24 protein-coding genes are annotated in these 25,600 nt (G+C 60.5%); 14 read left to right on the forward strand and 10 right to left on the reverse strand.

Going from position 1 to position 25,600, the window contains the following annotated elements:
- Positions 1-95 precede the first annotated feature (95 nt).
- Both GQ39_RS09900 and GQ39_RS33265 read right to left on the reverse strand, forming a co-directional pair.
- Positions 96-938, reverse strand: coding sequence for an IS3 family transposase (locus GQ39_RS09900; protein WP_047528087.1), 843 nt, complete (start codon positions 936-938; stop codon positions 96-98).
- On the reverse strand, positions 935-1,243 hold the full coding sequence (locus tag GQ39_RS33265; protein WP_047527362.1) for a transposase: 309 nt from the start codon (positions 1,241-1,243) through the stop codon (positions 935-937). Before GQ39_RS33265 ends, GQ39_RS09900 begins: the two co-directional genes overlap by 4 nt.
- A gap of 204 nt (positions 1,244-1,447) precedes the next feature.
- Between GQ39_RS33265 and efeU the strand changes: the two genes are divergently transcribed.
- From efeU to efeO (GQ39_RS09925), 4 genes are all read left to right on the forward strand, one after another.
- A complete protein-coding gene (gene efeU / locus GQ39_RS09910) occupies positions 1,448-2,305 on the forward strand; it encodes an iron uptake transporter permease EfeU (protein WP_047529339.1) in 858 nt (285 codons plus the stop codon).
- Between the two features lie 121 nt (positions 2,306-2,426).
- Positions 2,427-3,626 carry an iron uptake system protein EfeO gene (gene efeO, locus GQ39_RS09915; protein WP_047529341.1) on the forward strand — a complete coding sequence of 400 codons (1,200 nt, stop codon included), beginning with the start codon at positions 2,427-2,429 and terminating at the stop codon, positions 3,624-3,626.
- Between the two features lie 18 nt (positions 3,627-3,644).
- Positions 3,645-4,940, forward strand: a complete 1,296-nt coding sequence (gene efeB, locus GQ39_RS09920; RefSeq protein WP_047529343.1) for an iron uptake transporter deferrochelatase/peroxidase subunit — start codon at positions 3,645-3,647, stop codon at positions 4,938-4,940.
- Between the two features lie 25 nt (positions 4,941-4,965).
- Positions 4,966-5,790 (forward strand): iron uptake system protein EfeO, encoded by an 825-nt coding sequence (efeO, locus tag GQ39_RS09925; RefSeq protein ID WP_047529345.1) that lies wholly within the window; start codon positions 4,966-4,968, stop codon positions 5,788-5,790.
- Positions 5,791-5,931: 141 nt separating this feature from the next.
- Here efeO (GQ39_RS09925) and pssA read toward each other — a convergent pair whose 3' ends face one another.
- A complete protein-coding gene (pssA, locus tag GQ39_RS09930) occupies positions 5,932-7,275 on the reverse strand; it encodes a CDP-diacylglycerol--serine O-phosphatidyltransferase (RefSeq protein ID WP_047529347.1) in 1,344 nt (447 codons plus the stop codon).
- 170 nt (positions 7,276-7,445) lie between these two features.
- Here pssA and GQ39_RS09935 point away from each other — a divergent pair, with 170 nt between their 5' ends.
- Both GQ39_RS09935 and GQ39_RS09940 read left to right on the forward strand, forming a co-directional pair.
- The gene (locus GQ39_RS09935; RefSeq protein ID WP_047529349.1) at positions 7,446-8,009 is read left to right on the forward strand and encodes a TetR/AcrR family transcriptional regulator; all 564 of its coding nucleotides are present in this window, start codon (positions 7,446-7,448) and stop codon (positions 8,007-8,009) included.
- Between the two features lie 56 nt (positions 8,010-8,065).
- A complete protein-coding gene (locus tag GQ39_RS09940) occupies positions 8,066-8,542 on the forward strand; it encodes a nuclear transport factor 2 family protein (RefSeq protein ID WP_047529351.1) in 477 nt (158 codons plus the stop codon).
- A 52-nt stretch (positions 8,543-8,594) separates the two neighbouring features.
- Here the strand turns inward: GQ39_RS09940 and sfnG are convergent, their stop codons facing one another.
- A complete protein-coding gene (sfnG, locus tag GQ39_RS09945; RefSeq protein ID WP_047529353.1) occupies positions 8,595-9,689 on the reverse strand; it encodes a dimethylsulfone monooxygenase SfnG in 1,095 nt (364 codons plus the stop codon).
- Positions 9,690-10,025: 336 nt separating this feature from the next.
- Between sfnG and GQ39_RS09950 the strand changes: the two genes are divergently transcribed.
- A complete protein-coding gene (locus tag GQ39_RS09950) occupies positions 10,026-11,264 on the forward strand; it encodes an acyl-CoA dehydrogenase family protein (protein ID WP_047529355.1) in 1,239 nt (412 codons plus the stop codon).
- 145 nt (positions 11,265-11,409) lie between these two features.
- Positions 11,410-12,189 carry a TSUP family transporter gene (locus GQ39_RS09955; RefSeq protein ID WP_047529357.1) on the forward strand — a complete coding sequence of 260 codons (780 nt, stop codon included), beginning with the start codon at positions 11,410-11,412 and terminating at the stop codon, positions 12,187-12,189.
- Here GQ39_RS09955 and nudC read toward each other — a convergent pair.
- Together nudC and GQ39_RS09965 are read right to left on the reverse strand one after the other, a co-directional pair.
- Positions 12,157-12,987 carry an NAD(+) diphosphatase gene (nudC, locus tag GQ39_RS09960; protein ID WP_047529359.1) on the reverse strand — a complete coding sequence of 277 codons (831 nt, stop codon included), beginning with the start codon at positions 12,985-12,987 and terminating at the stop codon, positions 12,157-12,159. The genes GQ39_RS09955 and nudC overlap by 33 nt on opposite strands.
- A gap of 7 nt (positions 12,988-12,994) precedes the next feature.
- Positions 12,995-13,807 carry a crotonase/enoyl-CoA hydratase family protein gene (locus GQ39_RS09965; protein WP_047529361.1) on the reverse strand — a complete coding sequence of 271 codons (813 nt, stop codon included), beginning with the start codon at positions 13,805-13,807 and terminating at the stop codon, positions 12,995-12,997.
- A gap of 260 nt (positions 13,808-14,067) precedes the next feature.
- Here GQ39_RS09965 and GQ39_RS09970 point away from each other — a divergent pair, with 260 nt between their 5' ends.
- The 3 genes from GQ39_RS09970 to GQ39_RS09980 all read left to right on the forward strand — a co-directional run bounded on the left by GQ39_RS09970 (position 14,068) and on the right by GQ39_RS09980 (position 15,911).
- Positions 14,068-14,601 (forward strand): tetratricopeptide repeat protein, encoded by a 534-nt coding sequence (locus GQ39_RS09970; protein WP_047529363.1) that lies wholly within the window; start codon positions 14,068-14,070, stop codon positions 14,599-14,601.
- A 66-nt stretch (positions 14,602-14,667) separates the two neighbouring features.
- Positions 14,668-15,153, forward strand: coding sequence for an RNA polymerase sigma factor (locus GQ39_RS09975; RefSeq protein WP_047529365.1), 486 nt, complete (start codon positions 14,668-14,670; stop codon positions 15,151-15,153).
- Entirely contained in the window at positions 15,150-15,911 is a 762-nt protein-coding gene (locus GQ39_RS09980) for an anti-sigma factor family protein (protein ID WP_047529367.1), read from the forward strand. Before GQ39_RS09975 ends, GQ39_RS09980 begins: the two co-directional genes overlap by 4 nt.
- 52 nt (positions 15,912-15,963) lie before the next feature.
- Here GQ39_RS09980 and GQ39_RS09985 read toward each other — a convergent pair whose 3' ends face one another.
- From GQ39_RS09985 to GQ39_RS09995, 3 genes are all read right to left on the reverse strand, one after another.
- The gene (locus GQ39_RS09985; RefSeq protein ID WP_047529368.1) at positions 15,964-16,236 is read right to left on the reverse strand and encodes a hypothetical protein; all 273 of its coding nucleotides are present in this window, start codon (positions 16,234-16,236) and stop codon (positions 15,964-15,966) included.
- Between the two features lie 111 nt (positions 16,237-16,347).
- On the reverse strand, positions 16,348-17,646 hold the full coding sequence (locus tag GQ39_RS09990) for an ATP-binding protein (RefSeq protein ID WP_047529371.1): 1,299 nt from the start codon (positions 17,644-17,646) through the stop codon (positions 16,348-16,350).
- A gap of 4 nt (positions 17,647-17,650) precedes the next feature.
- Entirely contained in the window at positions 17,651-18,352 is a 702-nt protein-coding gene (locus GQ39_RS09995; RefSeq protein ID WP_047529373.1) for a response regulator transcription factor, read from the reverse strand.
- Between the two features lie 293 nt (positions 18,353-18,645).
- On the opposite strand from GQ39_RS09995, the gene GQ39_RS10000 reads away from it, so the two are divergent.
- The 3 genes from GQ39_RS10000 to GQ39_RS10010 all read left to right on the forward strand — a co-directional run bounded on the left by GQ39_RS10000 (position 18,646) and on the right by GQ39_RS10010 (position 23,745).
- A complete protein-coding gene (locus GQ39_RS10000; RefSeq protein ID WP_047529375.1) occupies positions 18,646-19,803 on the forward strand; it encodes an efflux RND transporter periplasmic adaptor subunit in 1,158 nt (385 codons plus the stop codon).
- A gap of 15 nt (positions 19,804-19,818) precedes the next feature.
- Positions 19,819-22,917, forward strand: coding sequence for an efflux RND transporter permease subunit (locus GQ39_RS10005; RefSeq protein ID WP_047529377.1), 3,099 nt, complete (start codon positions 19,819-19,821; stop codon positions 22,915-22,917).
- 186 nt (positions 22,918-23,103) lie between these two features.
- A complete protein-coding gene (locus GQ39_RS10010; RefSeq protein WP_047529379.1) occupies positions 23,104-23,745 on the forward strand; it encodes a DUF1345 domain-containing protein in 642 nt (213 codons plus the stop codon).
- Positions 23,746-23,769: 24 nt separating this feature from the next.
- Here GQ39_RS10010 and GQ39_RS10015 read toward each other — a convergent pair whose 3' ends face one another.
- Positions 23,770-25,452 carry a fibronectin type III domain-containing protein gene (locus tag GQ39_RS10015; RefSeq protein WP_161793926.1) on the reverse strand — a complete coding sequence of 561 codons (1,683 nt, stop codon included), beginning with the start codon at positions 25,450-25,452 and terminating at the stop codon, positions 23,770-23,772.
- Positions 25,453-25,600 lie beyond the last annotated feature (148 nt).

Raw genomic sequence — 25,600 nt, forward strand, 5'->3', positions numbered from 1 at the left:
GGGCACCGCGTTCATCCAGGCAGCCCACGTCATCGTTGACCTCCATCGCGAGCGGGCTGAACTGGTCAAGTAACCCCGGACACCGATTACGGTGTTTATGCCGCTTTTTGCTCCATGGCTATTGGCGACAGGTAGTTGTTGTAGCTGTGGAGCCTGATTCGGTTGTATCGCATAAAGAAGCTGGTCATATCCTGCCTGGCTTCTTCAACTGTCGTGTAGCCCTTGGTGGGCACCCACTCTGATTTGAGCGTCCCGAAGAAACGCTCTGTTGGCGCATTGTCCCAGCACTGCCCCCTGCGGCTCATGCTTTGCGTTATCCCATGATCCAGCAGATCGGACTGAAAACGCTGGCTGGTGTATTGGCAGCCTTGATCCGAATGAAACATCAAGCCCGCATGTTTGCCTCGAACCTCCACTGCCATTTTCAGCGCCCTGCTAACCAGGTTGGCGTCATTGATCAGAGAAAACGCCCAGCCAACGATTCGGCGGGCGAACAGATCAATGACCACCGCCAAGTGATACCAGCGTTTCCCGACCATCAGGCTGGTAACGTCGCCACACCAGACCTGATTGATTGCTGTTGGCTCGAAGTTACGTTCGAGCAGGTTCTTGGCCACAAATGCTTCGACGCCCCTGGAGCGGTATTGATGGCGGCGGCGCTGTCTGCTAACCAGATTCGCCTCCGCCATCAGTCTTCCTGCTAGATACCTTCCAACCTTGAGCCGCTGAGCCTTCAAGCACTGGGAGATAATTCTCGCACCGGCACTTTCCCTACTTTCAGCATGCAGCTGTACGACCTTTGCCCTGAGCGCATCACGCTCGGTATTTGGTACTGAGCGGCGATGGCGCCAGTCATAGAACGCGCTGCGAGAAACGCCCAGAGCACTGCAAAGCTGGCTGGTCGGATACGAGCTTGACTCTCTCAGCTCCTCAATCAGGAAAAACGATCGGGATCCGACATCAAGAGAGCGGTAGCCTTTTTTAAGATTTCGGCCTCAGTCTCCAGGCGTTTGATCTTGGCGCGTAATTGTTGGAGTTCTCGCTGCTCGTCGCTGATCGCTTTAGTACCTGCTACGGGTTGCCCTTTCTGACGTTCTTTACGCACCTGATCAACCCAGCGGCGCAGAGCCGTAGGGCCGACATCCATCGATGCGCAGACGTCGGAAACTGAACAGTTGTCGTCAAGAACCATGCTTGCAGCACGTTGCTTGAACTCGCGGGTATAGGTCTTTCGCTCTTGCATGGAACCTCCTGATTGGGCGAATCATATCGCCCTTAAGAGGTGTCCGGGATCATTAGGCCAGTTCAGGCTCGCTCCTACAGGGGGAGCGGAGTGATTTTGCGGGTTGTTCAGCATATGTTCAGGTAATTGGCAATCAATGCCATTTGGTAATGAGTTTCATTATGTTACAAATTAGCACCCTATCTAATTCTCACACGGTGCTGAATGCTCGTTCCTTTTCTGATCATGCTGCGCGAAGGCATCGAAGCCGCGCTGATCGTTGGCATCATCGCCAGCTACCTCAAACAGACCGGTCGTGGCCAGTGGATGCCTGCCGTGTGGATCGGCGTGTTCCTCGCCGCCGCCCTCGCCCTGCTGGTGGGCGGTGGCCTGGAACTGGTGAGCGCCGAGTTTCCGCAGAAACAGCAGGAACTGTTTGAAGGCGTGGTCGGCCTGGTGGCGGTCGGCATTCTCAGTTCGATGGTGTTCTGGATGCGCAAAGTGGCGCGTTCGATCAAGCACTCGTTGCACGCCTCCCTCGATCTCGCGCTGACCGGGTCCAGGCATCAGGTCACCGCGCTGATCGCCATGGTGTTTTTCGCCGTGGCGCGTGAAGGCCTGGAAACGGTGTTTTTCCTGCTCGCGGTGTTCCAGCAAAGCGAAGGTCCGACGGCCCCGATCGGAGCCCTGCTCGGGCTGGTCCTGGCGATCATCGTTGGTTGGCTGATCTACACCGGCAGCATGCGCCTGAACCTCGGCGCGTTTTTCCGCTGGACCGGTCTGTTCATCCTCGTGGTGGCTGCCGGCATTCTCGCCAACTCGGTGCAGGCGCTGCACGAGGCCGGGGTGTGGAATCACCTGCAAACCGTGCTTTTCGACATCAGCACGACACTGCCAATGGACGGTCCGCTGGGTTCGGTGCTGGCCGGCATGTTCGGTTACCAGGATGCCCCGACCGTCAGCACCCTGGGTGCCTATCTGATTTATCTGATCGTGGCGCTGGTGATGTTCTTTACGCCAGCCCCCGCGCCTGTTGCGCACACCCCCAGGCGCGAGCCTGCTCGCGAGGGGCGTGAACGATAACGCGTAAAACCGGATGTCCTGCGGCGCCCGCACGTATTTCGCGAGCAGGCTCGCTCCTACACGATTCGTTCGAATGAACAGCCAGACAGTCTTCCTCCATTTCCAGCCAGTAAGGGCAACCATGCCAAATCAAGCCCCCACCCAGGCTTCCCCTCCCCGCGCCTTGCGCTGGGCGGTGGCCGGCTCGGTGATCGTGATGATCGCTGCCGGCGGCCTGTTCTATTACGCCTCGAAAATGGCCGCCGACAAGCGCCAGGCCAACCACGACGAAGTGCGGGTGACCATCGACCCGCACAGCTGCGAGCCGAATGCCCTGACGGTTCCGGCCGGCCATGCCAGCTTCCGCATCGTCAATCGATCCGATCGCGCCGTCGAATGGGAAATCCTCGATGGCGTGCTGGTGATCGAAGAGCGCGAAAACATCGCGCCCGGCCTGAGCCAGGTGATCAACGCCAACCTGTTGCCCGGCGACTACGCCATCACCTGCGGTCTGCTGAGCAACCCGCGCGGCACCTTGCACGTCACGCCGACGGCGGCGTCGGAAGCGGCGGCCAAGGCGAGACCGTCGATGGTGGCGTTCGTCGGGCCGCTGTCGGAGTTCCGTGTGTACCTGAGCAGCCAGGGCACGGCGCTGATCAAAGCCGTCACCGCCCTTGAGCAAGCCATCTCCGCCGGTGATCTCAGCCAGGCCCAAGCCTTGTACGTGCCGGCCCGAGCCGCTTATCAACGCCTGGCCCCGGCCGCCCAGCGCCTGGCCGAGCTGGACAACGGGATCAACGCCCGTGCCGATTACTTCGAACAACGCGAGCAAGACCCCGGGTTTGTCGGTTTCCATCACCTCGAATACGCGCTGTTCCAGCAACACGACCTCGACGGCCTGGCACCGGTCGCCCAGCGCCTGTTGACGGACGTGACCACCCTCAAGCAACAGCTGCTGGCCCAGTCCCTGCCACCGGAGCAACTGGTGAGCCTTGTCGTGCGCAGCCTCAACGGCATCGCCGAGGTGCGCGCCCGCAGCGGTGAAGAAGAACGTTACAGCCACACCGACCTGAATGGCTTCGCCGCCAATCGCGACGCCGCACGCAAGGTCGTCGACCTGTTGCGTCCGTTGCTGGCCAAATCCGCCGCCGACCTGCTGCCGCAGATCGACAGTGCGCTCAGCGCGTTCGACACCGAACTCAACGGATTGAAGGTCAAGGACGGCTACGCCAGTTACGACAGTGTCGGCACAGCGCAACGCCAAAAGATCGCCGACAAGGCCAAGGCACTGGCCGCTGCACTCGATGGAATCGACCCCGCCCTTGGCCTTTCCGGCCTGTAAGCAGAAGACGACTGATCAATGAACGACTCAAAGCAATTCAACCTCCAGCGGCGCCGGGTATTGATGGGCATGGGCGCAGCCGGTGTCGCCCTGGCCGGCTCCGCGCTGAGCTGCCCGGCCATGGCCGCCAGTCCGGCTCAGGTCACCGAGGCGCCGAGCAGCGACCACACGCAAGACCACCACGAATTCCACGGCAAGCACCAGACTGGCATCGTCACTCCGCGCCCGGCGTCCGGCATGCTGGTGTCGTTCGATGTGCTGGCCAGCGATCGCGAAGACCTGGAGCGACTGTTTCGCACCCTCAATGATCGCATCGCGTTTTTGATGAAAGGCGGTCCGGTCACCCAGGTCGATCCGAAGTTGCCGCCGGTAGATTCAGGCATTCTCGGCCCGATTGTGACCCCGGATAACCTGACCATCACCGTGTCGGTCGGTGCCTCATTGTTCGATGAACGCTTTGGTCTGGCCCACGCCAAACCCAAGCGCCTGATCCGCATGGTCGGTTTTCCCAACGATGCCTTGGAGGCCGACTGCTGCCATGGCGACCTGAGCCTGCAGTTCTGCTCCAACACCACCGACACCAACATCCACGCCTTGCGCGACATCGTCAAAAACCTTCCGGACCTGCTGCTGGTGCGTTGGAAACAGGAAGGCAGCGTGCCGCCCCAGGCCCCCGCAAAACCCGGCGTGCCGGCGCAAAGCGCGCGCAACTTCCTGGGCTTTCGTGACGGCTCGGCCAACCCCGATTCCAACAATGCCAACACCATGGACAGCATCGTCTGGGTTCAACCCGGCAGCGACGAGCCGGCCTGGGCCGCCAACGGCAGCTATCAGGCGGTGCGGATCATCCGCAACTTCGTCGAGCGCTGGGACCGCACACCGTTGCAGGAGCAGGAAAGCATTCTCGGCCGGGTCAAGAGCAGCGGCGCGCCCATGGGCGGTACCCATGAGTCGCAGGTGCCGGACTACAGCAAGGACCCGCACGGCAAGTTGACCAGACTCGACTCGCATATCCGCCTGGCCAACCCGCGCACCGCCGCGACCCAGGCCAACCTGATCCTGCGTCGGCCGTTCAACTACTCCAATGGCGTGAACAAGAACGGCCAGTTGGACATGGGCTTGCTGTTCATCTGCTATCAGGCCGACCTGGAGAAAGGCTTTATCACCGTGCAAACCCGACTCAACGGCGAGCCGCTGGAGGAGTACCTGAAGCCGGTCGGTGGCGGCTACTTCTTCACCCTGCCCGGTGTCACCGGCGACCAGGATTTCATCGGTCGCTCACTGCTTGCCGCCACACATCCAACAACCGCGTAACCATCCCCCAACACGGAACCGTCCCATGAAACAGTCGCCACTCGCGTTACTCCTGACCCTAGGCTTGCTGACCACCCCGCTTGCGGCTTCCGCGGCGACTGCGCCACTGGCGTTGGTGCAGCCGATTTCGGACTACAAGATCTACGTCACCGAACAACTGGATGAACTGGCCAGCCACACCCGGCAGTTCACCGAGGCGGTGAAAAAAGGTGATCTGGCCACCGCGAAAAAACTCTATGCGCCGACCCGGGTTTACTACGAGTCGATCGAACCGATTGCCGAACTGTTCAGTGACCTCGACGCGTCCATCGACTCCCGCGTCGATGACCACGAAAAAGGCGTGAAAGCTGAAGACTTCACCGGGTTCCACCGCATCGAATTCGCGCTGTTTTCGGAAAACAGCACCCAGGGCCTGGGCGAACTGGCGGACGGTCTGAACAAAGACGTCGAAGACCTGCAAACCCGTGTCGCCGGCCTGACGTTCCCGCCAGAAAAAGTCGTCGGGGGTGCCGCTGCGCTGCTGGAAGAAGTGGCCGCCACCAAGATCTCCGGCGAAGAAGATCGCTACAGCCACACCGACCTCTATGACTTCCAGGGCAACATCGACGGCGCGAAGAAAATCGTCGACCTGTTCCGCCCGCAAATCGAAAAACAGGACGCGGCATTCATCGCCAAAGTCGACAAGAACTTTGCCACGGTGAACAGGATTCTGGCCAAGTACAAAACCACGGACGGCTGTTTCGAGACTTACGACAAGGTGAAGGAAAACGACCGCAAGGCGCTGGTCGGGCCGGTGAATACCCTGGCAGAGGATCTATCGACCTTGCGTGGAAAACTGGGTCTGAACTGAGTGTCGTAGCGACTGGAAGCGCCTCATCGCGAGCAAGCTCGCTCCCACGGAGTTTTGAGTCGAACCCCAATCACGTGATCGACATTCAACCCTGTGGGACCGGGCTTGCCCGCGATGGCGTCAGCCGCCGCGCTACCGTTTTTACAGGATACGGTAGAGTAAGCGCTCAATACGCACCCGGCTCACACGCTTGAGAAACTTCGCCACCCCTGCCGGGTAATCCGGCAAGGTTTGCAGGTCCTGGAAGCGCTCGATACGCCGGGTGTGCTGGAAAATCTGCGCCAGTTCCGTGCGCCGCGGTGCCTGCAACTCGCCTTTCGGATCATCGATCAGCAAGCCGTTTTCCAGATCGAGACGAAACGCCCGAGGGTTGAGGTTGTTGCCGGTCAGCAAGGTGTAGCGCTGATCGATCCACATGCCCTTGAGGTGATAGGTGTTATCGCCGTCCAGCCATAGGTGCAGGTTCAACTGGCCACTGTCGATGTTGCGTTGATGGCGCTTGGCGAACCGGCGCAGGCTGATTTCGTAAAGGTACGGCAGCGCCGAAATCACTTTGAACGGCTCGCTCGGCGGAATATAGAAGTCGTTGGCGGTCTTGTCGCCGACCACAATGTCGATCTTCACCCCACGCGCCAATGCCCGGTTGACCTCCCGAATCACCGCCAATGGCAGATTGAAATACGGTGTGCAGATGGTCAGGTGCTGCTGGGCGCTGGCGATCAGTTCACAAATCACCCGGTTCAACGGGTTGTTCTTGCCGACGCCGAGCAAGGGGCTGACCGACAGGCCGGTCCTGTCCGTGGTGCCCTGGGTCGTGTCGTACACCGCATGCTTGAGTCGGCTGCGCAGGTCGCCGATGTCATTGCGCAGGCTGCGGGTGGTCGGCAGGTTCGGCAGATCCAGGCGATGCACGGCCTTGGAAGCCACCAGGCCGTGTTGAACCAGATGCTGCATCGAATCCGCCAGGTCACGGTTCTGCAACAGGTGATAACGGTCGTAGCGGTACTTGTCGAATTTGTGCAGGTAGACGTTGTTCAGGCTCGCACCGCTGTAGATCACGCAGTCATCGATCACGAAACCCTTCAGATGCAGCACGCCGAACAGTTCGCGGGTCTGCACAGGCACGCCATACACCGGTACTTCACTGGCGTGGGTGCGGGTCATTTCCTGATACCAGGCCGAGTTGCCCGGTTGCTTGCCCGCGCCGATCAGGCCGCGCTGGGCGCGCAACCAGTCGACGACAACCACCACGTCCAGTTCCGGACGCGCCTGTTTGGCGGCGTGCAAGGCATCGAGAATTTCCTGACCGGCCTCATCCTGTTGCAGGTACAGCGCGACGATGTAAATACGCCGGGTTGCACTGGCGATTTTTTCCAGCAGGCAACGGCGGAATTCGGCAGCGCCAGAGAGGAAGGTGACGGCATCGGCGGTCAGCGGAAAACTGCGCAGTTTGGGCAGCAGAGAGCGTTTGAAAAGCGACGGCATAGGGCTCGCAGTGGGTCGAATCCAAAGAGGTTGAGAGCTTACACCATGGATCGGTTCGGGTCTTGTGGCTGTCTGGCCTGACGTCATCGAAGGCCAGCCAGCGATGACGATTTCTTCACTGGCGGAAATAATAATTGACCATGAAGAACGATCGTTCTACTGTTCGATCCATGAACGAAATCACAAGCAACGACACACGCGACATCATTCTGGACGTCACCGAAAAGCTGATCTACAAAAGTGGCATCGCCGCCACTGGCATGGATCTTCTGGTGAAGACCGCCGGCGTCTCCAGAAAGAGCGTCTACCGCTACTTCGCCAACAAGGAGGCGCTGACCGTCGCCGCCCTGCAACGCCGGGATCAGCGCTGGATGCACTGGTACAGGAGTGCGGTCGACCAGGCCGATACTCCAGCGGACCGGCTGCTCAATCTGTTTACCGTGCTCAAGTCCTGGTTCTGTTCCGAAGGCTTTCGCGGTTGTGCGTTCATCAATACCAGCGGTGAGACCGGTGATCCGCAAGACCCGGTTCGCCTGGTCGCCAAAGACCACAAACAGAAGTTGCTCGACTACGTGTGCGAGCTGTGTACCGAATATGGCGCCGAAGATCCGCAGACGCTGGCCATGCAGTTGCTGATCCTGATTGACGGGGCCATTACCGTCGCACTTGTCATGGGTGACTACAGTGCCGCTGATCATGCGCAATGTGTGGCGCGCAAGTTATTGGTGCTGTAACTGCGTGATCAAGACCGACAACGTTGTTGAACGTTCATTTGATACGGAGATATCCAATGTCTAACGCTGAAGTTCGTCCGCCATTGCCGCCCTTTACCCGTGAATCCGCCATCGAAAAAGTCCGCCTGGCCGAAGACGGCTGGAACTCCCGCGATCCGCAGCGTGTGTCGCTGGCCTACACCCTGGACACCCAATGGCGAAACCGCGCCGAGTTCGCCCACAACCGCGAAGAGGCCAAAGCCTTCCTGACCCGTAAATGGGCCAAGGAACTGGACTATCGCCTGATCAAGGAACTCTGGGCGTTCACTGACAACCGCATCGCCGTGCGTTATGCCTATGAATGGCACGACGATTCGGGCAACTGGTTCCGTTCCTACGGCAACGAAAACTGGGAGTTCAATGAAGACGGCCTGATGGCCCGGCGCTTCGCCTGCATCAACGACCTGCCGATCAAGGAAAGCGAGCGCAAGTTCCGCTGGCCGCTGGGCCGCCGCCCGGATGATCACCCGGGCTTGTCCGACCTGGGCTTGTAACACTGGCCCCTGGCAGGCGCTGGCAAGCCAGTACCTGCCGGGGTTGAGGTGCTCAGGCGACCGCTGCGGTCTGCCGGGACAATGCTTCGGCCTCCAACGCCCTTACCAGTGGTAATACCCGCTGGCCGAAATACTCCACTTCTTCCTGAAAGTGCAGAAACCCCGCCAGTACCAGATCCACGCCCACCGCTTTGAGCGCCACGATTCGCTCGGCGATCTGTTGTGGCGTGCCGATCAGATTGGTCTTGAAACCATCGTTGTATTGCACCAGATCCTCAAACGTCGATTTCGCCCAGTTGCCCTCGCCCTCCGGCGATGCCCGGCCGGCTTGCTTCGCCGCGTCGCCGAAGGCATTCACCGCCTCCGGGTCGGCCTGATCGATGATCTGTGCCAGCACTTCCCGCGCCTCCTCTTCGGTGTCGCGGGCGATCACGAATGCGTTCACCCCGATCTTGACTGAATGATTGTTCGCCGCGGCCTTGGCGCGAATGTCATCGACCTGGGCCTTGATGCCTTCCGGGGTGTTGCCGTTGGTGAAATACCAGTCCGACACCCGCGCGGCCATGTCCCGCGCGGCACGGGAACTGCCACCCTGGAAGATTTCCGGACGCCCCAGGGGTTTGGGTTTGAGGCTGTAGTTATCGAAGCGGTAGAAGTCGCCGCGAAAGGTGAAGTTGTCCTGGGTCCAGATGCCTTTGAGTGATCGGATGAACTCTTCGGAGCGGCGATAGCGCTCATCGTGTTCCAGCCAGTGTTCGCCGATGGCTTGGAACTCGCCCTTGAACCAACCGCTGACGACATTGATCGCCACCCGGCCGTTGGTGAGTTGATCGATGGTAGCCAGTTGCTTGGCCGCCAGCGCCGGTTGCCAAGGGCCCGGCAGGATCGCCGCGATGACTTTGAGCTTGGTCGTTGCCGCCAGCAGCGCATGGCTGAAGGCGACTGATTCATGCTGGTACTCGGCGCCGTAACCGGCGGTGAAACGAATCTGTGTCAGGGCATATTCGAACCCCGCCTCTTCTGCCAGTTGTGCCAGCTTGCGGTTGTAGTCGATACCCCAGTGGGTACGTTGCTCGATCTTGCTGACCACCAGCCCACCGCTGACGTTCGGCACCCAGTAGGCAAATTTCACGGCTTGCTGACTCATTGGCGTTTCCTCGGGACATTAGGGTATGTCCTGGGGCATGAGCAGCAAGCGTGCCAGACCTGAAGTGAGCACTGTGGCGAGGGAGCTTGCTCCCGCCGGGCTGCGCAGCGGCCCCGGATTTCGGTGAGCGCTGCGCACTCAAGCGGGAGCAGGCGCCCTCGCCACAAAAACCGCCTCACCCGGACAATTTGCTGATGCACTGTTGGCCCGGCAACAGTTGAAACCACCGCCCACTCAAGGGCGCCCAGTAAAACCGCACAGGACGGATCCGGCATGGACCCTGCAACCGCCCCTGGCAGACGCAATGCTTTTTCTGCCCAGCCAAGGAGTTGTCCCATGACCGAACACCAGGTAATCAACCCGCTGTCCACCGGCGCCGACTATCAAACCCTCGCCGCGAAGTACCGACCGATTTTCCAGCGTATTGCCGACGGCGCCCTCGAACGCGAACAGTCGCGCACCCTGCCCTATGAGCCGATTCAATGGCTAAAGGACGCCGGATTCGGCGCAGTGCGGGTGCCGATTGAATACGGCGGCGGTGGCGCTTCGGTGCCGCAGTTGTTTGAGTTGCTGATCGAACTGGCCGAAGCCGACTCCAACGTTCCCCAGGCACTGCGCGGCCACTTCGCCTTTGTCGAGGATCGTCTCAACGCCCCCTACGGCCCGTCGCGGGATATCTGGTTCAAACGCTTCGTCGAGGGAGACATCGTCGGTTGCGCCTGGACTGAAATCGGTGCCGTCGAGGTTGGCGATGTCGTGACCAAAGTCACGCCCCATGGCGATCAATGGCGGCTCAACGGTGAGAAGTTCTACAGCACCGGCAGCCTGTTCTCCGACTGGATTGACGTCTACGCCCAGCGCAGCGACACCGGTGGCGACGTCATTGCCGCCGTGCGCACGCGCCAGCCGGGCATCGTGCAGAGCGACGACTGGGACGGCTTCGGCCAACGCACCACCGGCAGCGGAACATCGCGCTTTGTCGATGCCGAGGTGGACGCCGAGAACATCATCGATTTCGCGACCCGCTTCAAATACCAGACTGCGTTTTATCAGCTCGTACTCCTGGCCACCCTGGCAGGCATCGGCCGTGCGGCATTGCGTGATGTTTCGCGTCATGTGCGCGAACGCCAGCGCATCTACAGCCATGGCAACGCACAGCGTGTCAGCGATGACCCGCAGGTCCAGCAAGTGGTCGGCAATATTGCCGCGTGGGTGTATGCCGCCGAAGCCAGCGCCTTGAGAGCCGCGCAACCCGCGCAAGAGGCCTACCTGGCGCGTTTCGCCGGTGACGACGAACGGGAAACGGCGGCGAATGTGGCCGCGGAAATCGAATCGGCGAAGACGCAAGTGGTGGTCACGGAGCTGATCCAACGGGCGACCACCGAGCTTTTCAATGCGTTGGGGGCTTCGGATATTCGCCAGGGCAAATCGCTCGACCGGCATTGGCGCAATGCGCGGACCGTGTCGTCGCATAATCCGCTGATCTACAAGGCACGGATTGTCGGGGACTGGACGATCAACGGAACCGAGCCACCGTTTGTGTGGCAGATCGGTAATGGGCCGCAGCTTAAATGATCTGTCGCCATCGTCGGAACGCCGCCCGGAGCGAGCTCGCTCCCACAGGGTAAGGCCAGGCGGGTCGCCGCCAAAGGTGGATGTGGGTAAGATGTGAGCCCTCCCCGCATTCCACCTTTGGCACCTCGCCGAATAAGCCGATTCCATGCCTTTCGAACTCAGCGTTGACCTCACCACCCTGGCCATTCTCGCCCTTGTCGCCTTTGTCGCCGGCTTCATCGACGCCATTGCCGGCGGTGGTGGCCTGTTGACCACCCCGGCCTTGCTGACCGCAGGCCTGCCACCGCACCTGGTCCTGGGCACCAACAAGCTCAGCTCGACCTTCGGCTCCGCCACCGCCAGCTTTACCTTCTACCGCCGCAAGCTGTTCCATCCCAGGCAGTGGACTCACGCCATCGTCGGCACGCTGGTCGGCGCCCTGAGCGGTGCCGTGGTCGCCCACTACCTGCCGGCCGAATGGCTGAACAAGATGCTTCCGGTGATCGTCTTTGCCTGCGGTGTCTATCTGTTGTTTGGCGGAACGCCGAAAGCCCCGCTGGACAGCGACGCGCCGATCAAGAAAACCTGGCAATCGACCCAAGGCTTCAGCCTCGGCTTCTATGATGGTGTGGCCGGTCCCGGCACCGGGGCGTTCTGGACCGTCAGCAGCCTGCTGCTCTACCCCATCGACCTGGTGAAAGCCAGCGGCGTGGCGCGCAGCATGAACTTCGTCAGCAACGCGGCGGCGCTGTCGATCTTCATTTTTTCCGGTCAGGTGGACTGGGTCATCGGCTTGAGCATGGGCTCGTCATTGATGGTCGGCGCCTTCTTCGGCGCTCGCACCGCCATCAGTGGCGGCGCGAAGTTCATTCGTCCGGTGTTCATCACCGTGGTGTTGGGCCTGACCGTGCGCCTAGCCTGGCAACACTGGTTCAGCGTGGCCTAACCGCCGCGCCACATAGACGTCGATCAGGTAACGGGCAATCGAGCGTGACGCCGGCAACGGCGGCAGCTCGTGCACGTTGAACCACTGGGCGTCTTCAATCTCGTCTTCCTGGCAGACGATCTCGCCGCCCGCGTATTCAGCATGGAAGCCGAGCATCATCGAGTGCGGGAACGGCCAGCACTGGCTGCCCATGTACTGGATGTTCCTGACCTCGATCCGCACCTCTTCGCGAACCTCGCGAATGAGGCAATCCTCGGCTGACTCACCCGGTTCGGCAAAGCCCGCCAGCGTGCTGTAGACCCCGCTAACAAACCGTGGTGAACGCGCCAGCAGGATTTCGTCGCCACGGGTCACCAGCACGATCATGCTCGGCGAGATCCGGGGATAGCTGCGCAGGTCGCACGGCTGGCAATACATCGCCCGCTCGCGCGGCACCTGGCTCATGGCTTGCCCGCAGTTACCGCAATAGCGGTGCTCACGGGCCCAGGTGCCGATCTGCGCGGCGTACGCGAGCACCTTGTACACCGTGTGATCGCCTTCGAGCATGAACGCCCGCAAGCCTTTCCACTGACAGCCCGGGACTTCGCTGTGGCTGCGCAATTCCAGCAGATACACCGGCTCGCCATCGAGATGACCGATGCCATGCTCGGCAAGAATCGCCAGGTCCTGGCGCTTGAGCCATTCACGGGGGAACAGCGCGCCATTGTCATCGAACAGAAAGCCTTCGGGGCTGCGCGCCACGGCCCAGCCGCCGGGTTGATCGGTGTCCAGTACTGCAGTGGTCCAGCGTGAAGTCATTTTTCAATCAATCCAGAAATTCGGGTTTCTGTTTGCTCATATGGGCGGCCATGGCCACGCGCAAGTCAGTGGATTGCAACATGGCGGCGTTCCAGGTGGCGACGTATTCCAGGCCATCATCGATGCGGTGATCGCGCATGTAGCTGATCATTTCCTTGGTGCCGGTGACGGCAATCGGCGACTTGCTGGCAATCTCGCGGGCAATGCCCATGACGCCATCAAGCAGGCTGGCGTTGTCGCTGTAAACGCGATTGACCAGGCCCATGCCCCGCGCCTCTTCGGCACCAAAGGTGCGACCAGTGTAAGCCAGTTCGCGCAGCATGCCGTCACCGATGATTCGCGGCAAGCGTTGCAGCGTGCCGACGTCAGCGGCCATGCCGATGTCGATTTCCTTGATCGAGAACTGGGCATCTTCGGCGGCGTAGCGCATGTCGCAAGCAGCGATCAGGTCAATGGCACCGCCCAGGCAGTAGCCTTGAATGGCGGCCAGTACCGGTTTGCGGCAGTTGTCGACGGCATTGAACGACGCTTGCAGATTGAGAATCTTGCGCCGCAACAGGCGCGCGTTGCGGCCGACATCCTTGCCCAGTTCATTGGCTACGCCCGCCAGCATCATCAGGTCGATGCCCGAGGAAAAATGCTTGCCGGCGCCACTGAGGACCACCACTCGCACCTCGTCGGTGTCGTCGATCCACTGGAAGATCTCGACGATTTCGCTCCAGAACGCAGCATTCATCGAGTTGATCTTTTCCGGGCGGTTGATCTGCACATGGGCGATTTTATCGACCAGTTCGACGTTGAATGCGGTGTATTGGGACATGCCAGTGATCCTTTAACGGGCCAAAAAGAGGCTCGAACTATAACAAGGCAGTGCGGTGGGCAGTAAGGCAGCGGTTCGGCCAAAAGCGGGACCGCATGGGGACATAACCCCTCGATGTGAGCCTTTCTTGCAAAGAACCCCGCAACGGAATGAATAATTGTTCACCCTGCAGTGTTTACCTTGTGACGGGCACTGGCAGAGCAATTCGACATATTCGGCCTGTTCGATGTCCCGACCCTGATTCCTGTGGAGCATTGTCCATGAATAGCCGTTTTTCAGTGTTCATCGCACCGCTGTTGATTGCCACCGCGCTCACCAGTTCCCTGGCGCTGGCCCACGGCGATGACGACTCCCCCGCCAAGCCCGAATGCCCTCGAGGCCAGGTTTTAGATAAAAAAACGCAAAAATGCGTCCTGCAAACCAGTAAAGCGCTGTCTGACGCCGACCGCACCGATTACGCTTACCAATTGGCCAAGGACAATCGCTACGAAGAAGCGCTGGCATTGCTGGATACGCTCAAAGACCCCAACACCGCCAAGGCGTTAAACTATCGCGGCTACGCCACGCGTAAACTGGGGCGCACCGACGAAGGTATCGGTTACTACTTGCAATCGGTCAAACTCGACCCGCAGTACGCGAAGGTCCGCGAGTACCTCGGCGAAGCCTATGTGGTCAAAGGCCGGCTGGACCTGGCCCAAGAACAGTTGCAACAGATCAAATCGATTTGCGGCAACAGCGCCTGCGAGGAATACCGGGACCTGGCCGAAGTCATCAACGATTCATCGAAAACCTGACTCCCTGAACGGACGGAGGTCGCCATCGCCAGCAATCAGGCAATACGGGCAGAGCTGAGCCAGCACCTGGCGCGTTTGTGGCGCTACGGCCTGCTGCTGTCCCGACAACGGCATGTCGCCGAAGACCTGGTGCAGGCCACTTGCGTGCGCGCACTGGAACGGGCCGGGCAATACGAACCGGGGACGCGGATGGACCGCTGGCTGATGAGCATCCTGCATTCGATCTGGATCAACGAAGTACGCGCGCGGCGGGTGCGTCAGGGGCAAGGGACAGTCGATACCGACACTGCCTTGTCGTTTGACGGAGAGCACGTGGCGCAGACCCATGTGCTGGCGTCGCAGGTCATTCGCCGTGTCGATGCGCTGCCCGAGGCGCAACGGGAAACGGTGTTTCTGGCCTATGTCGAGGGTCTGTCCTATCGCGAGGTCGCCGAAGTGTTGCAAGTCCCCATCGGCACGGTCATGAGTCGCCTGGCAGCGGCCCGGGTGAAACTCGCCGAATACCCGCCGTTGCAATCCGTGCCGAACCCTTCCAGCGGAGAACGTCGATGAACGCGAAACTCTCGGATGAGCAACTGGTGGCGTACCTGGATGACCAGCTCGATACCGAACAGCGGGCACGCATCGACGCGGCCATTGCCGAAGACCCGATGATCGGCCTGCGCCTGCAATGGCTGGATCGCAGCAGCCTGCCATTCAAGGAAGCGTTCAATCAATTGAATCGGCAGGCCCCCGTGGATCGCCTGCAAGCGATGCTCGACACCTTGCCCTCGCCGGCCCGTCCACCGCTCAGCCGTCGCTGGTTCCTGGCGGCAGCGGCCGGGCTGTTGGCCGGTGGCGTGCTGGCGGATCGCCTGTTCCTGGGCTGGCAGGAAAGTCAGCAAACCAGCAACTGGCGCGGGCTGGTGGCCGACTATATGGCGCTCTACGTGCCGCAGACCCTGGACCATCTACCCAGCGATGAAACCACTCAGCGCGCGCAGTTGCAGACCCTTGATGAACATCTGGGCCTGAAACTCGCACCCGCGCAGTTGAGCTTGCCCAGGATTGAACTCAAGCGCGCACAAATCCTTGAATACGATGACGTGCCGATCGCCCAGATCACCTACCTGGACCCGGTCCATGGCCCGCTTGCGCTGTGCATCACCCTTTCCAGCACCGGCATCCGACAGGTCGCCCGGGAACGTCGGCACGGGTTGAACATTGTCTATTGGTCGGACATGCACCACGCCTGGATGCTGATCGGGCATAACCCGGCGGCAGAACTCGAGGCGATGGCCACGACGCTACGCAGCCGATTAAGCGCCTGACTGCACGGATCTCTGTGGCGAGGGAGCGAGCTCGCCACAGGGCGGCGGCCTGTCAGACCGTGTTGGTGTCGGCGGACTTCGCCAGGTCCTGCACCCTTGGGAACTCTCCCGTCGGCCCCGTCAGCACGGTGTATTTGACCTTGTCGCCCACTTGAAAACAGTCGCGGCCATCGACCGTAAGATGGGGGCTTATGCGCACGGCCAGTCTGGAATGGCCGTCATCCGGCAGGATCATCGCGAACCGGGTCGGTGTCGAATCGATCCAGACGTGCCTGATGGCGTTGATCGTACCGTTGCCCGTTGTTTTTATTGTGGGTGTTCCCATCACTCGCCTCCGGTCATACGTGGGTGGCGCGACAGCTTGACTGCGTGTTTTCAATGAAACGCCGAATTCGCGTGGGTGACTACTGTCAGGAATGACAGTTCGGCTGTCGTGTCACGCCGGCGTCGGCAACCACAAGCGGAATCGCGCCCCGCTCAGCGGCGATGCTTCGACCGTCAAGGTACCGCCCTGCGCCTCCAGTGCCCGACGACTGATCGCCAGCCCCAGGCCAAACCCGCCCGTGGCGCGATCACGACTGCGATCGAGCCGATAGAACGGCTCGAAAATCCGTTCACGCTGATCATCCGGAATGCCGATGCCGTCGTCGTCGACCCAGATCTCACAGCCTTGGGGACACACCTGCACGCCAATCTGAATGCGTTTTTCACAGTAGCGCATCGCGTTGCGCAGCAGGTTCTGCAGGGCACGAGCGGTCAGGCGCGGGTCAAGGCTGAAGCGTTCCAGCTGGCCGTGCAGCAGCACATCGATGACGATGTCCGGTGATTGCTCTTCATCGACACTGCCCAGAATGCTGTCGATGAATTCATCCAGCGACACCTGGACCTGCTCCGGCACCCGCGCCGGATTCTGCAAGCGGCTGTAGGACAGCAGTTCCAGCACCAATTCATCGAGTTCGCGGATGTGGTCGACCAGCCCTTGCAGACGTTCGCGGCTGGTGGCCGGCAGGTCGTCGGACAGGGCCAGGGCCAGGCCGAAATCCAGTCGCGTCAACGGCGTGCGCAATTCGTGGGACACCGCGTTGAGCAGGTCTCGCTGCTGATTCAGCAGGTTTTCGATATCGCCGGCCATGGTGTCGAAGACGTTCGCCAGACTGCCGATGTTGGAACTGGCCGCAATCTGCGTGCGCTCGCTCAAGTGGCCCTTGCCGAAGCGTTCTGCCGCACGTTTCAGGCGCTCCAGGTCACGCCAGTGCGGGCGCAGCCACAGCAACAGGCACGCGAGCATGGTCGCGCCGATCAGCACGTTGATGCTCCAGTACAGCAGGTTGACGTCCAGCGGGTCCGGCGGCACCACCATTTGCACCACGGTGCGCTCATTCAGCGGCGCCACCGCCAGGGTGCGCCAACCCCAGTCGCCGACACGCACCACGTTTTCACCGCGCTGCAAACGTTGCTGCTCGTCGAGGGACAAACCGGGATCGTCGATCGCGCTGAGTACGATGTGCAGCGGTCGGAAGTCCTCGTCCATTTCGGCCGCCAGGGCTGGCCACCGATCGACCGGAACCGCTTTGAACTGCTTGACCATAAGGGTTTGCAGCCCTCGGGAATAATCGAGGTTGTAGCTGATAAAGCGCTCCTGGAAGACCTTGATCACCAGGTCCGGCACCAGATAAATGGCGGCGCTGAACGAGACAATGGTCACCAGGTAAAGGCGAAATAGGATTCTGAACATCGGCTCAGCATTCCCACTCGGAACGGCTGAACAGATAGCCCTTGCCCCACACGGTCTTGATCTTGCGCGCTTCGCCAGCGTGGTCGTCAAACTTGCGTCGCAGCTTGGAGATCGCCACGTCCACCGAACGGTCAGTACCGTTGAACTCGATGCCGCGCAGCCGTTGCAGAATCTGGTCGCGGCTCAATACTTCGCCGGCATGCCGGGCCAGCACCACCAGCAGGTTGTACTCGCCGCTGGACAGTTCGACCAATTGTTCGCGCCAGGTCACGGTGCGCTCGGACAGGTCGATGCACAGGTTGCCCATGAGGATCCGGTCGTTGGCGGTCTGTGGTTCGCTGAGGCTGCTGCGCCGCAGCAAGGTACGTACCCGGGCCAGCAATACGCGAGGCTCGCAGGGTTTGGTGACGTAGTCGTCAGCACCCATTTCCAGGCCCAGCACCTGATCGTGGCTGTCGTCGCGGGCGGTGAGCATCAGGATCGGCAGGCTCGCCGAATCGGCGCGCAACAGGCGGCACACTTGCAGCCCGTCGAGCCCCGGCAGCATCAGGTCGAGGATCACCAGGTCCGGCGGATTGAGCCGCGCCCGTTCGCGCACATGATCACCACGGCTGATCACGCTGACGGAGTAGCCGTTGCGTTCCAGGTAGCTGGCAATCAGCTCGGCGAGTGCGGTGTCGTCTTCGACCAGGAGGATGTTGGGCATGGGGGTGTTCCAGAAAGTGCTGTGGCGCCTGTTCCGGCCTCTTCGCGGGCAAGCCCGCTCCCACAGGGATCTGATGTGAACACAGATTATGTGAACACCACCGACCACTGTGGGAGCGGGCTTGCCCGAGAAGGCGGCCTCACAGTCGCAATAAAATTCAAGACTTGCAGGATATACGCCCCCGCCCACACCTGAGTAAAACCCTTACACAATTTCACACAGCGCCTACAAAGCTTCACCGCTACCCTCGCCGCCGCCCAGTAGGATGCTGGGGGTCATTATTGGGGTCATTCATGTCTAAACATCTGCTTGCCAGGCTCAGTCTTGTAGTGCTGGCGTTGACGCTCAGCGCGTGCGAGAAGTCCTCCAACGCCGAAGAACAGGCGCCGTTGGCCACCGTGCGCATCGAAACCATTGAAGCCCGACCGCTGTCGATCAGCAGCGAACTGAGCGGGCGGATCGTGGCGCCACGCATCGCCGAAGTGCGAGCGCGGGTGGCCGGCGTGGTGTTGCAACGGACCTTCCGCGAAGGCAGCGACGTGAAAAAAGGCGATGTGCTGTTTCGCATCGACCCGGCCCCGTTCAAGGCCGACCTGGAAAGCGCCGAAGCGGCGTTGCGCAAGGCGGAGGCCAATGCGTATCAAGCCAGACTGCAAGAGCAGCGCTACGCCCAGTTGATCGACGACAAGGCCATCAGCGGTCAGGACTACGACAACGCGCGCGCCGCCGTGCGGCAAACCGCAGCCGATGTCGCGGCCAACAAGGCGGCGGTCGACCGGGCAAGCCTCAACCTGGGTTACGCCACCGTCACCGCGCCGATCTCCGGGCGCATCGGTCGTGCCCTGGTCACCGAAGGCGCGCTGGTGGGGCAGAGCGAAACCACGCCGCTGGCACTGATCCAGCAACTGAACCCGATCCACGCCGACCTCACCCAGTCGACCCGCGAACTCAATGACCTACGCCGGGCGTTCCGTACCGGTCAGTTGAAGGAAGTGGGTCAAGGGCAGGCCAAGGCCACGCTGATCCAGGACGACGGCAGCCTGTACCCGTTGCCGGGCAAGCTGCTGTTCACCGACATCACGGTCGATCCAGGCACCGGGCAGATCATCCTGCGCAGCGAATTCCCCAACCCGGACCTCGACTTGCTGCCGGGCAGTTTCGTGCGCGTGCGCCTGGAACAAGCCGTCAATCAGCAAGGCATCAGCGTGCCGCAGCGGGCGATCCAGCGTGACAGCGCCGGGGTGGCGCAGGTGCTGCTGCTCGACGACCAACAGCGGGTGGGCCAGCAATCGGTCGAACTGGGCCCAGTGCAGAACGATCGCTGGGTCGTCACCGGCGGCCTAAAACCCGGCGACCGCATCGTCGTCGAAGGCCTGCAACACGCCCGCCCCGGCGAAAAAGTGCAGATCGACGACACCCCTCTTCCACTCGCCCAGGTTTCTGGCCAGTAAGCAGGACGCTTGTTTATGCCGCAGTTCTTTATCGACCGCCCGGTGTTTGCCTGGGTGGTCGCGTTGTTCATCCTGCTGGCCGGTGCCCTGGCCATACCTCAGTTGCCGGTGGCGCAGTACCCTGACGTCGCGCCGCCGCAGATCGAAATCTATGCCGTGTACCCCGGCGCTTCGGCACAGACCGTGGACGAGAGCGTGGTCAGCCTGATCGAGGAAGAACTCAATGGCGCTGACCACCTGCTGTATTTCGAATCCCAAAGCAGTCTGGGCAGTGCCACGATCAAGGCGACGTTCCAGCCCGGCACCGATCCGGAAATGGCCCAGGTGGATGTGCAGAACCGCTTGAAGGTTGTGGAATCGCGCCTGCCACAAGCGGTGACCCAGCAAGGCTTGCAGGTGGAGAAAGTCTCTGCCGGCTTCCTGCTGTTGATCACCCTGACCTCCAGTGACGGCAAGCTCGACGATGTGGCGCTCAGCGATTACCTGGCGCGCAACGTGATGAACGAGATCAAGCGTCTGGACGGCGTCGGCAAGGCACAGCTGTACGGCGCCGAACGGGCGATGCGCATCTGGATCGACCCGCAGAAACTGCTCGGTTTCAACCTCACGCCCGCCGACGTCAATGCCGCCATCGTGGCGCAAAACGCCCAGGTCTCGGCAGGCAGCATCGGCGATTTGCCGAGCCGCGGCACCCAGGAAATCACCGCGACCATTCTGGTCAAGGGCCAATTGTCTACGCCTGAGGAATTCGCCGATATCGTACTCAAGGCCAATCCCGATGGCTCCACGGTGCGCATCGGCGATGTCGCCAGGGTCGAGATCGGCAGCCAGGACTATCAGTTTTCCACGCGCCTGAACGGCAAGCCGTCGACCGCCGTCGGCGTACAATTGTCGCCCGGCGCCAACGCCCTGAGCACCGCGACGCTGGTGAGGGCGAAGATGGATGAACTGTCGCGCTACTTCCCGGCCGGGGTGCAATACAAGATTCCGTACGACACGTCGCCGTTTGTCAAAGTCTCGATCACCAAAGTGGTCTACACCCTGGGCGAGGCGATGCTGCTGGTGTTTGCGGTGATGTTCCTGTTCCTGCAGAACATCCGCTACACGCTGATCCCGACGCTGGTGGTGCCGGTGGCGCTGATGGGCACCTTTGCGACCATGCTGGCGCTGGGTTTCTCGATCAATGTGCTGACCATGTTTGGCATGGTGCTGGCCATCGGCATTCTGGTGGACGACGCGATTGTGGTGGTGGAAAACGTCGAGCGAATCATGGCCACTGAAGGCCTGTCGCCCAAGGAAGCGACGCGCAAGGCGATGAAGCAGATCACCGGCGCGATCATCGGCATCACCCTGGTGCTGGTTGCAGTGTTCATTCCAATGGCGTTCATGCAGGGCTCGGTCGGGGTGATTTACCGCCAGTTCTCGCTGTCGATGGCCACTTCGATCCTGTTCTCGGCGTTCCTCGCCCTGACCTTGACCCCGGCGTTGTGCGCGACGCTGTTGAAGCCGATTGCCAAGGGTGAGCATCACGAGAAAGGCGGGTTCTTTGGCTGGTTCAACCGCCGTTTCGAGCGACTCACGGACCGTTATCAGAGTTGGGTCGCCTATGCGTTGAAGCGCAGCGGCCGTTACCTGTTGATCTACGGTGTGCTGTTGATCGGCCTGGGGGTTTGCTTCAGTCGTTTGCCCTCCTCCTTCCTGCCGGTGGAAGATCAGGGCTACACCATCACCGACATTCAATTACCGCCAGGCGCCACCAAGAATCGTACGGTGCAAGTGGCCGAGCTGATCGAGGCGCACAATGCCGGCGAACCCGGTATCGGTGACAGCGTGGTGATTCTCGGTTTCAGCTTTTCCGGCAGTGGACAGAATGCCGCGCTGGCGTTTTCCACGCTCACGGACTGGTCGCATCGAGGCAGCGACGATTCGGCGAGTTCGATCGCCGACCGCGCCAACATCGCCCTCAGCGAGATCAAGGACGCCATGGCCTTCTCGGTGCTGCCGCCGCCGGTCGACGGCCTCGGCACCTCCAGCGGTTTCGAATTCCGCCTGCAGGATCGCGGTGGTCTCGGTCACGCCACGCTGATGCGCGCCCGTACTGAATTGCTGGCCGCCGCCGAAAAAAGTCCGATCCTGATGAACGTGCGCGAAAGCGCCCTGGCGGAAGCACCGCAAGTGCAACTGGTCGTCGACCGCAAACAGGCGAATGCCCTGGGCGTGTCCTTTGCCGACATTGGCAGCGTGCTGTCCACCGCCGTCGGCTCGACCTACATCAACGACTTCCCCAATCAGGGGCGGATGCAACGGGTGGTGGTGCAGGCTGAAGGCGACCAACGCAGTCAGGTCGACGATCTGCTGAAGATTCATGTGCGCAACAACGCAGGCGATATGGTGCCGCTGTCGGCGTTCGTCCAGGCCAAATGGACCCAGGGCCCGGCGCAGTTGACCCGCTACAACGGCTACCCGGCGATCGCGATTTCCGGCGAACCGAAACCCGGCCACAGCACGGGTGAAGCCATGGCGGAGATCGAACGGCTGGTCGCGTTGGGCCCGGCAGGATTGGGCCAGGAATGGACCGGGTTGTCGTTGCAGGAACGTCTTTCCGGCAGCCAGGCGCCGATCCTGCTCGGTTTGTCGTTGCTGATCGTTTTCCTGTGCCTGGCGGCGCTCTACGAGAGCTGGTCGATCCCGACCTCGGTGCTGCTGGTGGTGCCATTGGGCGTGCTTGGCGCGGTGCTGGCGGTGACCTTGCGCGGCATGCCCAACGATGTGTTCTTCAAGGTCGGGCTGATCACCATCATCGGCCTGTCGGCGAAGAACGCGATCCTGATCATCGAATTCGCCAAGAGCCTGTACGACGAAGGCCATGAGCTGATCGACGCCACCTTGCAAGCGGCGCGCCTGCGATTACGGCCGATCGTCATGACTTCGCTGGCGTTCATCCTCGGCGTGGTGCCCCTGGCGATTGCCACCGGGGCCAGCTCGGCGAGCCAGCAGGCCATCGGGACCGGGGTGATTGGCGGGATGATCACCGCGACCCTTGCCGTGGTGTTCGTGCCAGTGTTTTTTGTGGTGGTGATGAAGCTGGTGCGTAAACGCCACAAGCCGCACTGACCGACACCACACTCCCTTGTGGGAGCTCGCTCCCGATGGTCGCCAACGATCGCGCGTGCTTGCAGATTAAACGCGGTGCCCTTGGGTGCATCGCGAGCAGGCTCGCTCCTACAGGGATCTTGGTGATTTCAAGATTGTGCTCACCTGGGCTAAGGTGTTGGCACTACCCTGACCCATCGAGTGCTCATGTCCTTCCTCACCCACACCCACCCTCGCCTCTCCGCCGCCATGGCGTGCGGGATCGCGGGGGGCATTCTGGTTCCAGCCGATTCGGTCATCACCAAGATACTCATCGGCTGGAATGCCGGGGTCTGGACTTACCTGATCCTGATGTCCTGGCTCGTCGTGAATTCCAAAGCCGCGGATGTGAAACGCATTGCCGACATCGAAGATGAAAACGCCGGGCTGGTGCTGTTCGTGGTGTGCATTGCGGCGATTGCCAGCCTGGCGACCATCACCTTCGAACTGGCGGGCAGCAAGGAGCTGGAAACCACCCGAAAACTCCTGCATTACGGTTTCACCGCGTTGACGGTGTTCGGTTCGTGGCTGCTGATCGGGGTAATTTTCAGCGTGCATTACGCGCGGCTGTATTACACCTGGGAAGGCAAAGAGCCGGCGCTGCGGTTTGCCGAGGGCTTGACCACCCCCAATTACTGGGACTTCCTGTACTTCTCCTTCACCATCGGTGTGGCGGTGCAGACGTCCGATGTGGGCGTGGCGACTCGCGACTTGCGCAAGATCGTACTGGCGCAGTCGCTGATCGGTTTTCTGTTCAACACGGCCATTCTCGGGTTTTCGATCAACATCGCCGCTGGGTTGTTTGGCTAAAGCGATAGTGGTCAGTGGCCGTCTTCAGAGCTCGCTGCCCCAGGATTCACCCTCGATTTCAATCCTTACCGACGCGGAGACGGAGTAATTACCGCTGAGATCCAGTGCACACACCTCAAATAAGTACTCGCCGGAAGGCAAGTCAACGGCAGTGTAATGGGTCAATGGGGTGCGATCAAAATACTGCTGATTATTGTAGATAACGTAATCACAAATACCGATGTCATCGGTGGATTCATCCCAGGCGAGCGTGACGGAGTCAAGGGTCGAACCCATCTTGCGCAGGTTTCCCGGAGCGCTGGGCGGGGTGAGGTCCAGGGGTTCATAAACAATGACCGTGGGTTCGGACAACTGTCCGTAAATATCAAACGCACTGACGCTGATCTTGTACTCCGTGTGCGGGATCAAGTTATTGAGGTGAATGCTTGGTAAGAACAGCACGTCTTTCAGGTGCTCGTCATCCTTCACGATCCTTACCCCCGAAGCCGCATCACCTTCCGCGAATGCCCACTCCAACTTGGCTGAGCTGGAGCTCAGTGCGCTTATACTGACGGTCGGTGCATGGGGTCTAGGCACAGGCGCCTGCCCTGCCGTTTTGAATACGCTTATCGGGCTGCGTTCGGAGAGGTTTCCGTCCTTGTCACGGGCGCGCACGGAAGCATAGTGATAGGCACCCGGGCTCAAACTATTGAAGGTCATTTGAGTGTCCGGACTATTGAACACCAGAAATCCGTTCAAGGTAATCCGATAGTCAGTGACAGCAGCATTATCGCTCGAGGGCTCCCAGGATATTTTTGCGGAGGTTTCCGTTACATCAGTGACGACGGGGGCTCCAGGCTGGCTTGGAGGGATTGTGTCAGCCACTGTCGCCTCCAGAGTCACCACTTCAGAGCTGTCTCCGTCAAGTTGGGCGCTCACCGCAAACTTGAAGTGATGCGGAGCAGGCCCAGGAGAAAGATCCGCCAACCTGAAGTTGTAGCCCCAGCGACCAGGGGCAGTCGTAAAACTTTTGCCATTAATGGAAACTTCATGCGCCGGGCGTTTTTTGAATAGTGGATCCCATGCCAGCCTGCAGATCCCGTTAAAGTGCCTGAACTTAAGATTGGTCGGTGGGCTCAGCCTGGTTTTAAAGGCCGTGGCAACGGGTTCGGAGCTGCCTGCGGCATTGATTGCCAGTACCTTGACTCGATAGTCAGTATGATTTTGCAGGTGCGTAATCAAGACATGCGGTTGGGCGGTCTGCTTGATGAGAAAGTCGTTCAAAAAAACCCTATAGCGAATGTTCCCACCATTATCAGTGGACGCGGCCCAGCTCACTTTTACAGAGGTGCTGGTTAAATCGCTCAGATCCAGGGGGCCCGGGCTGGAGGGCGCGACTAATTTGAATTTTAAAAACCGCATCGGACTGAGTTGCGAAACATTATTGCCGGCAGCCATTGCCCTGACGTAAAGCAGGTACTCGGTATCTGGGTTTAACCCGGTCAATTCAACAGGCGGTTGGGTCACGCTTCTTGTTTGAATACCTTCTCCGAACACTTCATAACCAATGGCATTCGGGCACCGCTTGCAGGTTGAATAGGGCTCCTCCCAACTCAACACGGCAGTTGTCGGGGCGTTTCGTGTGCCTCTCAAATTACCCGGAGCACAAATTTGCACCTCATCCGTTGCAGTGCCGACGGCGGATGAAGGGGAGTCAAACTGGTTCATGTTTTGGGAACCCTGCATAAATGAAGTCCCGTTAGTAAAAAACATCTGAGTCAACTGCACCACTATCAGAACTGTGAGTGGCAAGACCGTGCATTTGTGCTAAGGCGGTCGGCTTGTGGGGGAGGCAATGGATATCCAGTGCACAAAC

Origin of the sequence: Pseudomonas sp. 11/12A (assembly GCF_000800055.1) — a bacterium.
GTDB classification, from domain to species: Bacteria; Pseudomonadota; Gammaproteobacteria; order Pseudomonadales; family Pseudomonadaceae; genus Aquipseudomonas; species Aquipseudomonas mohnii.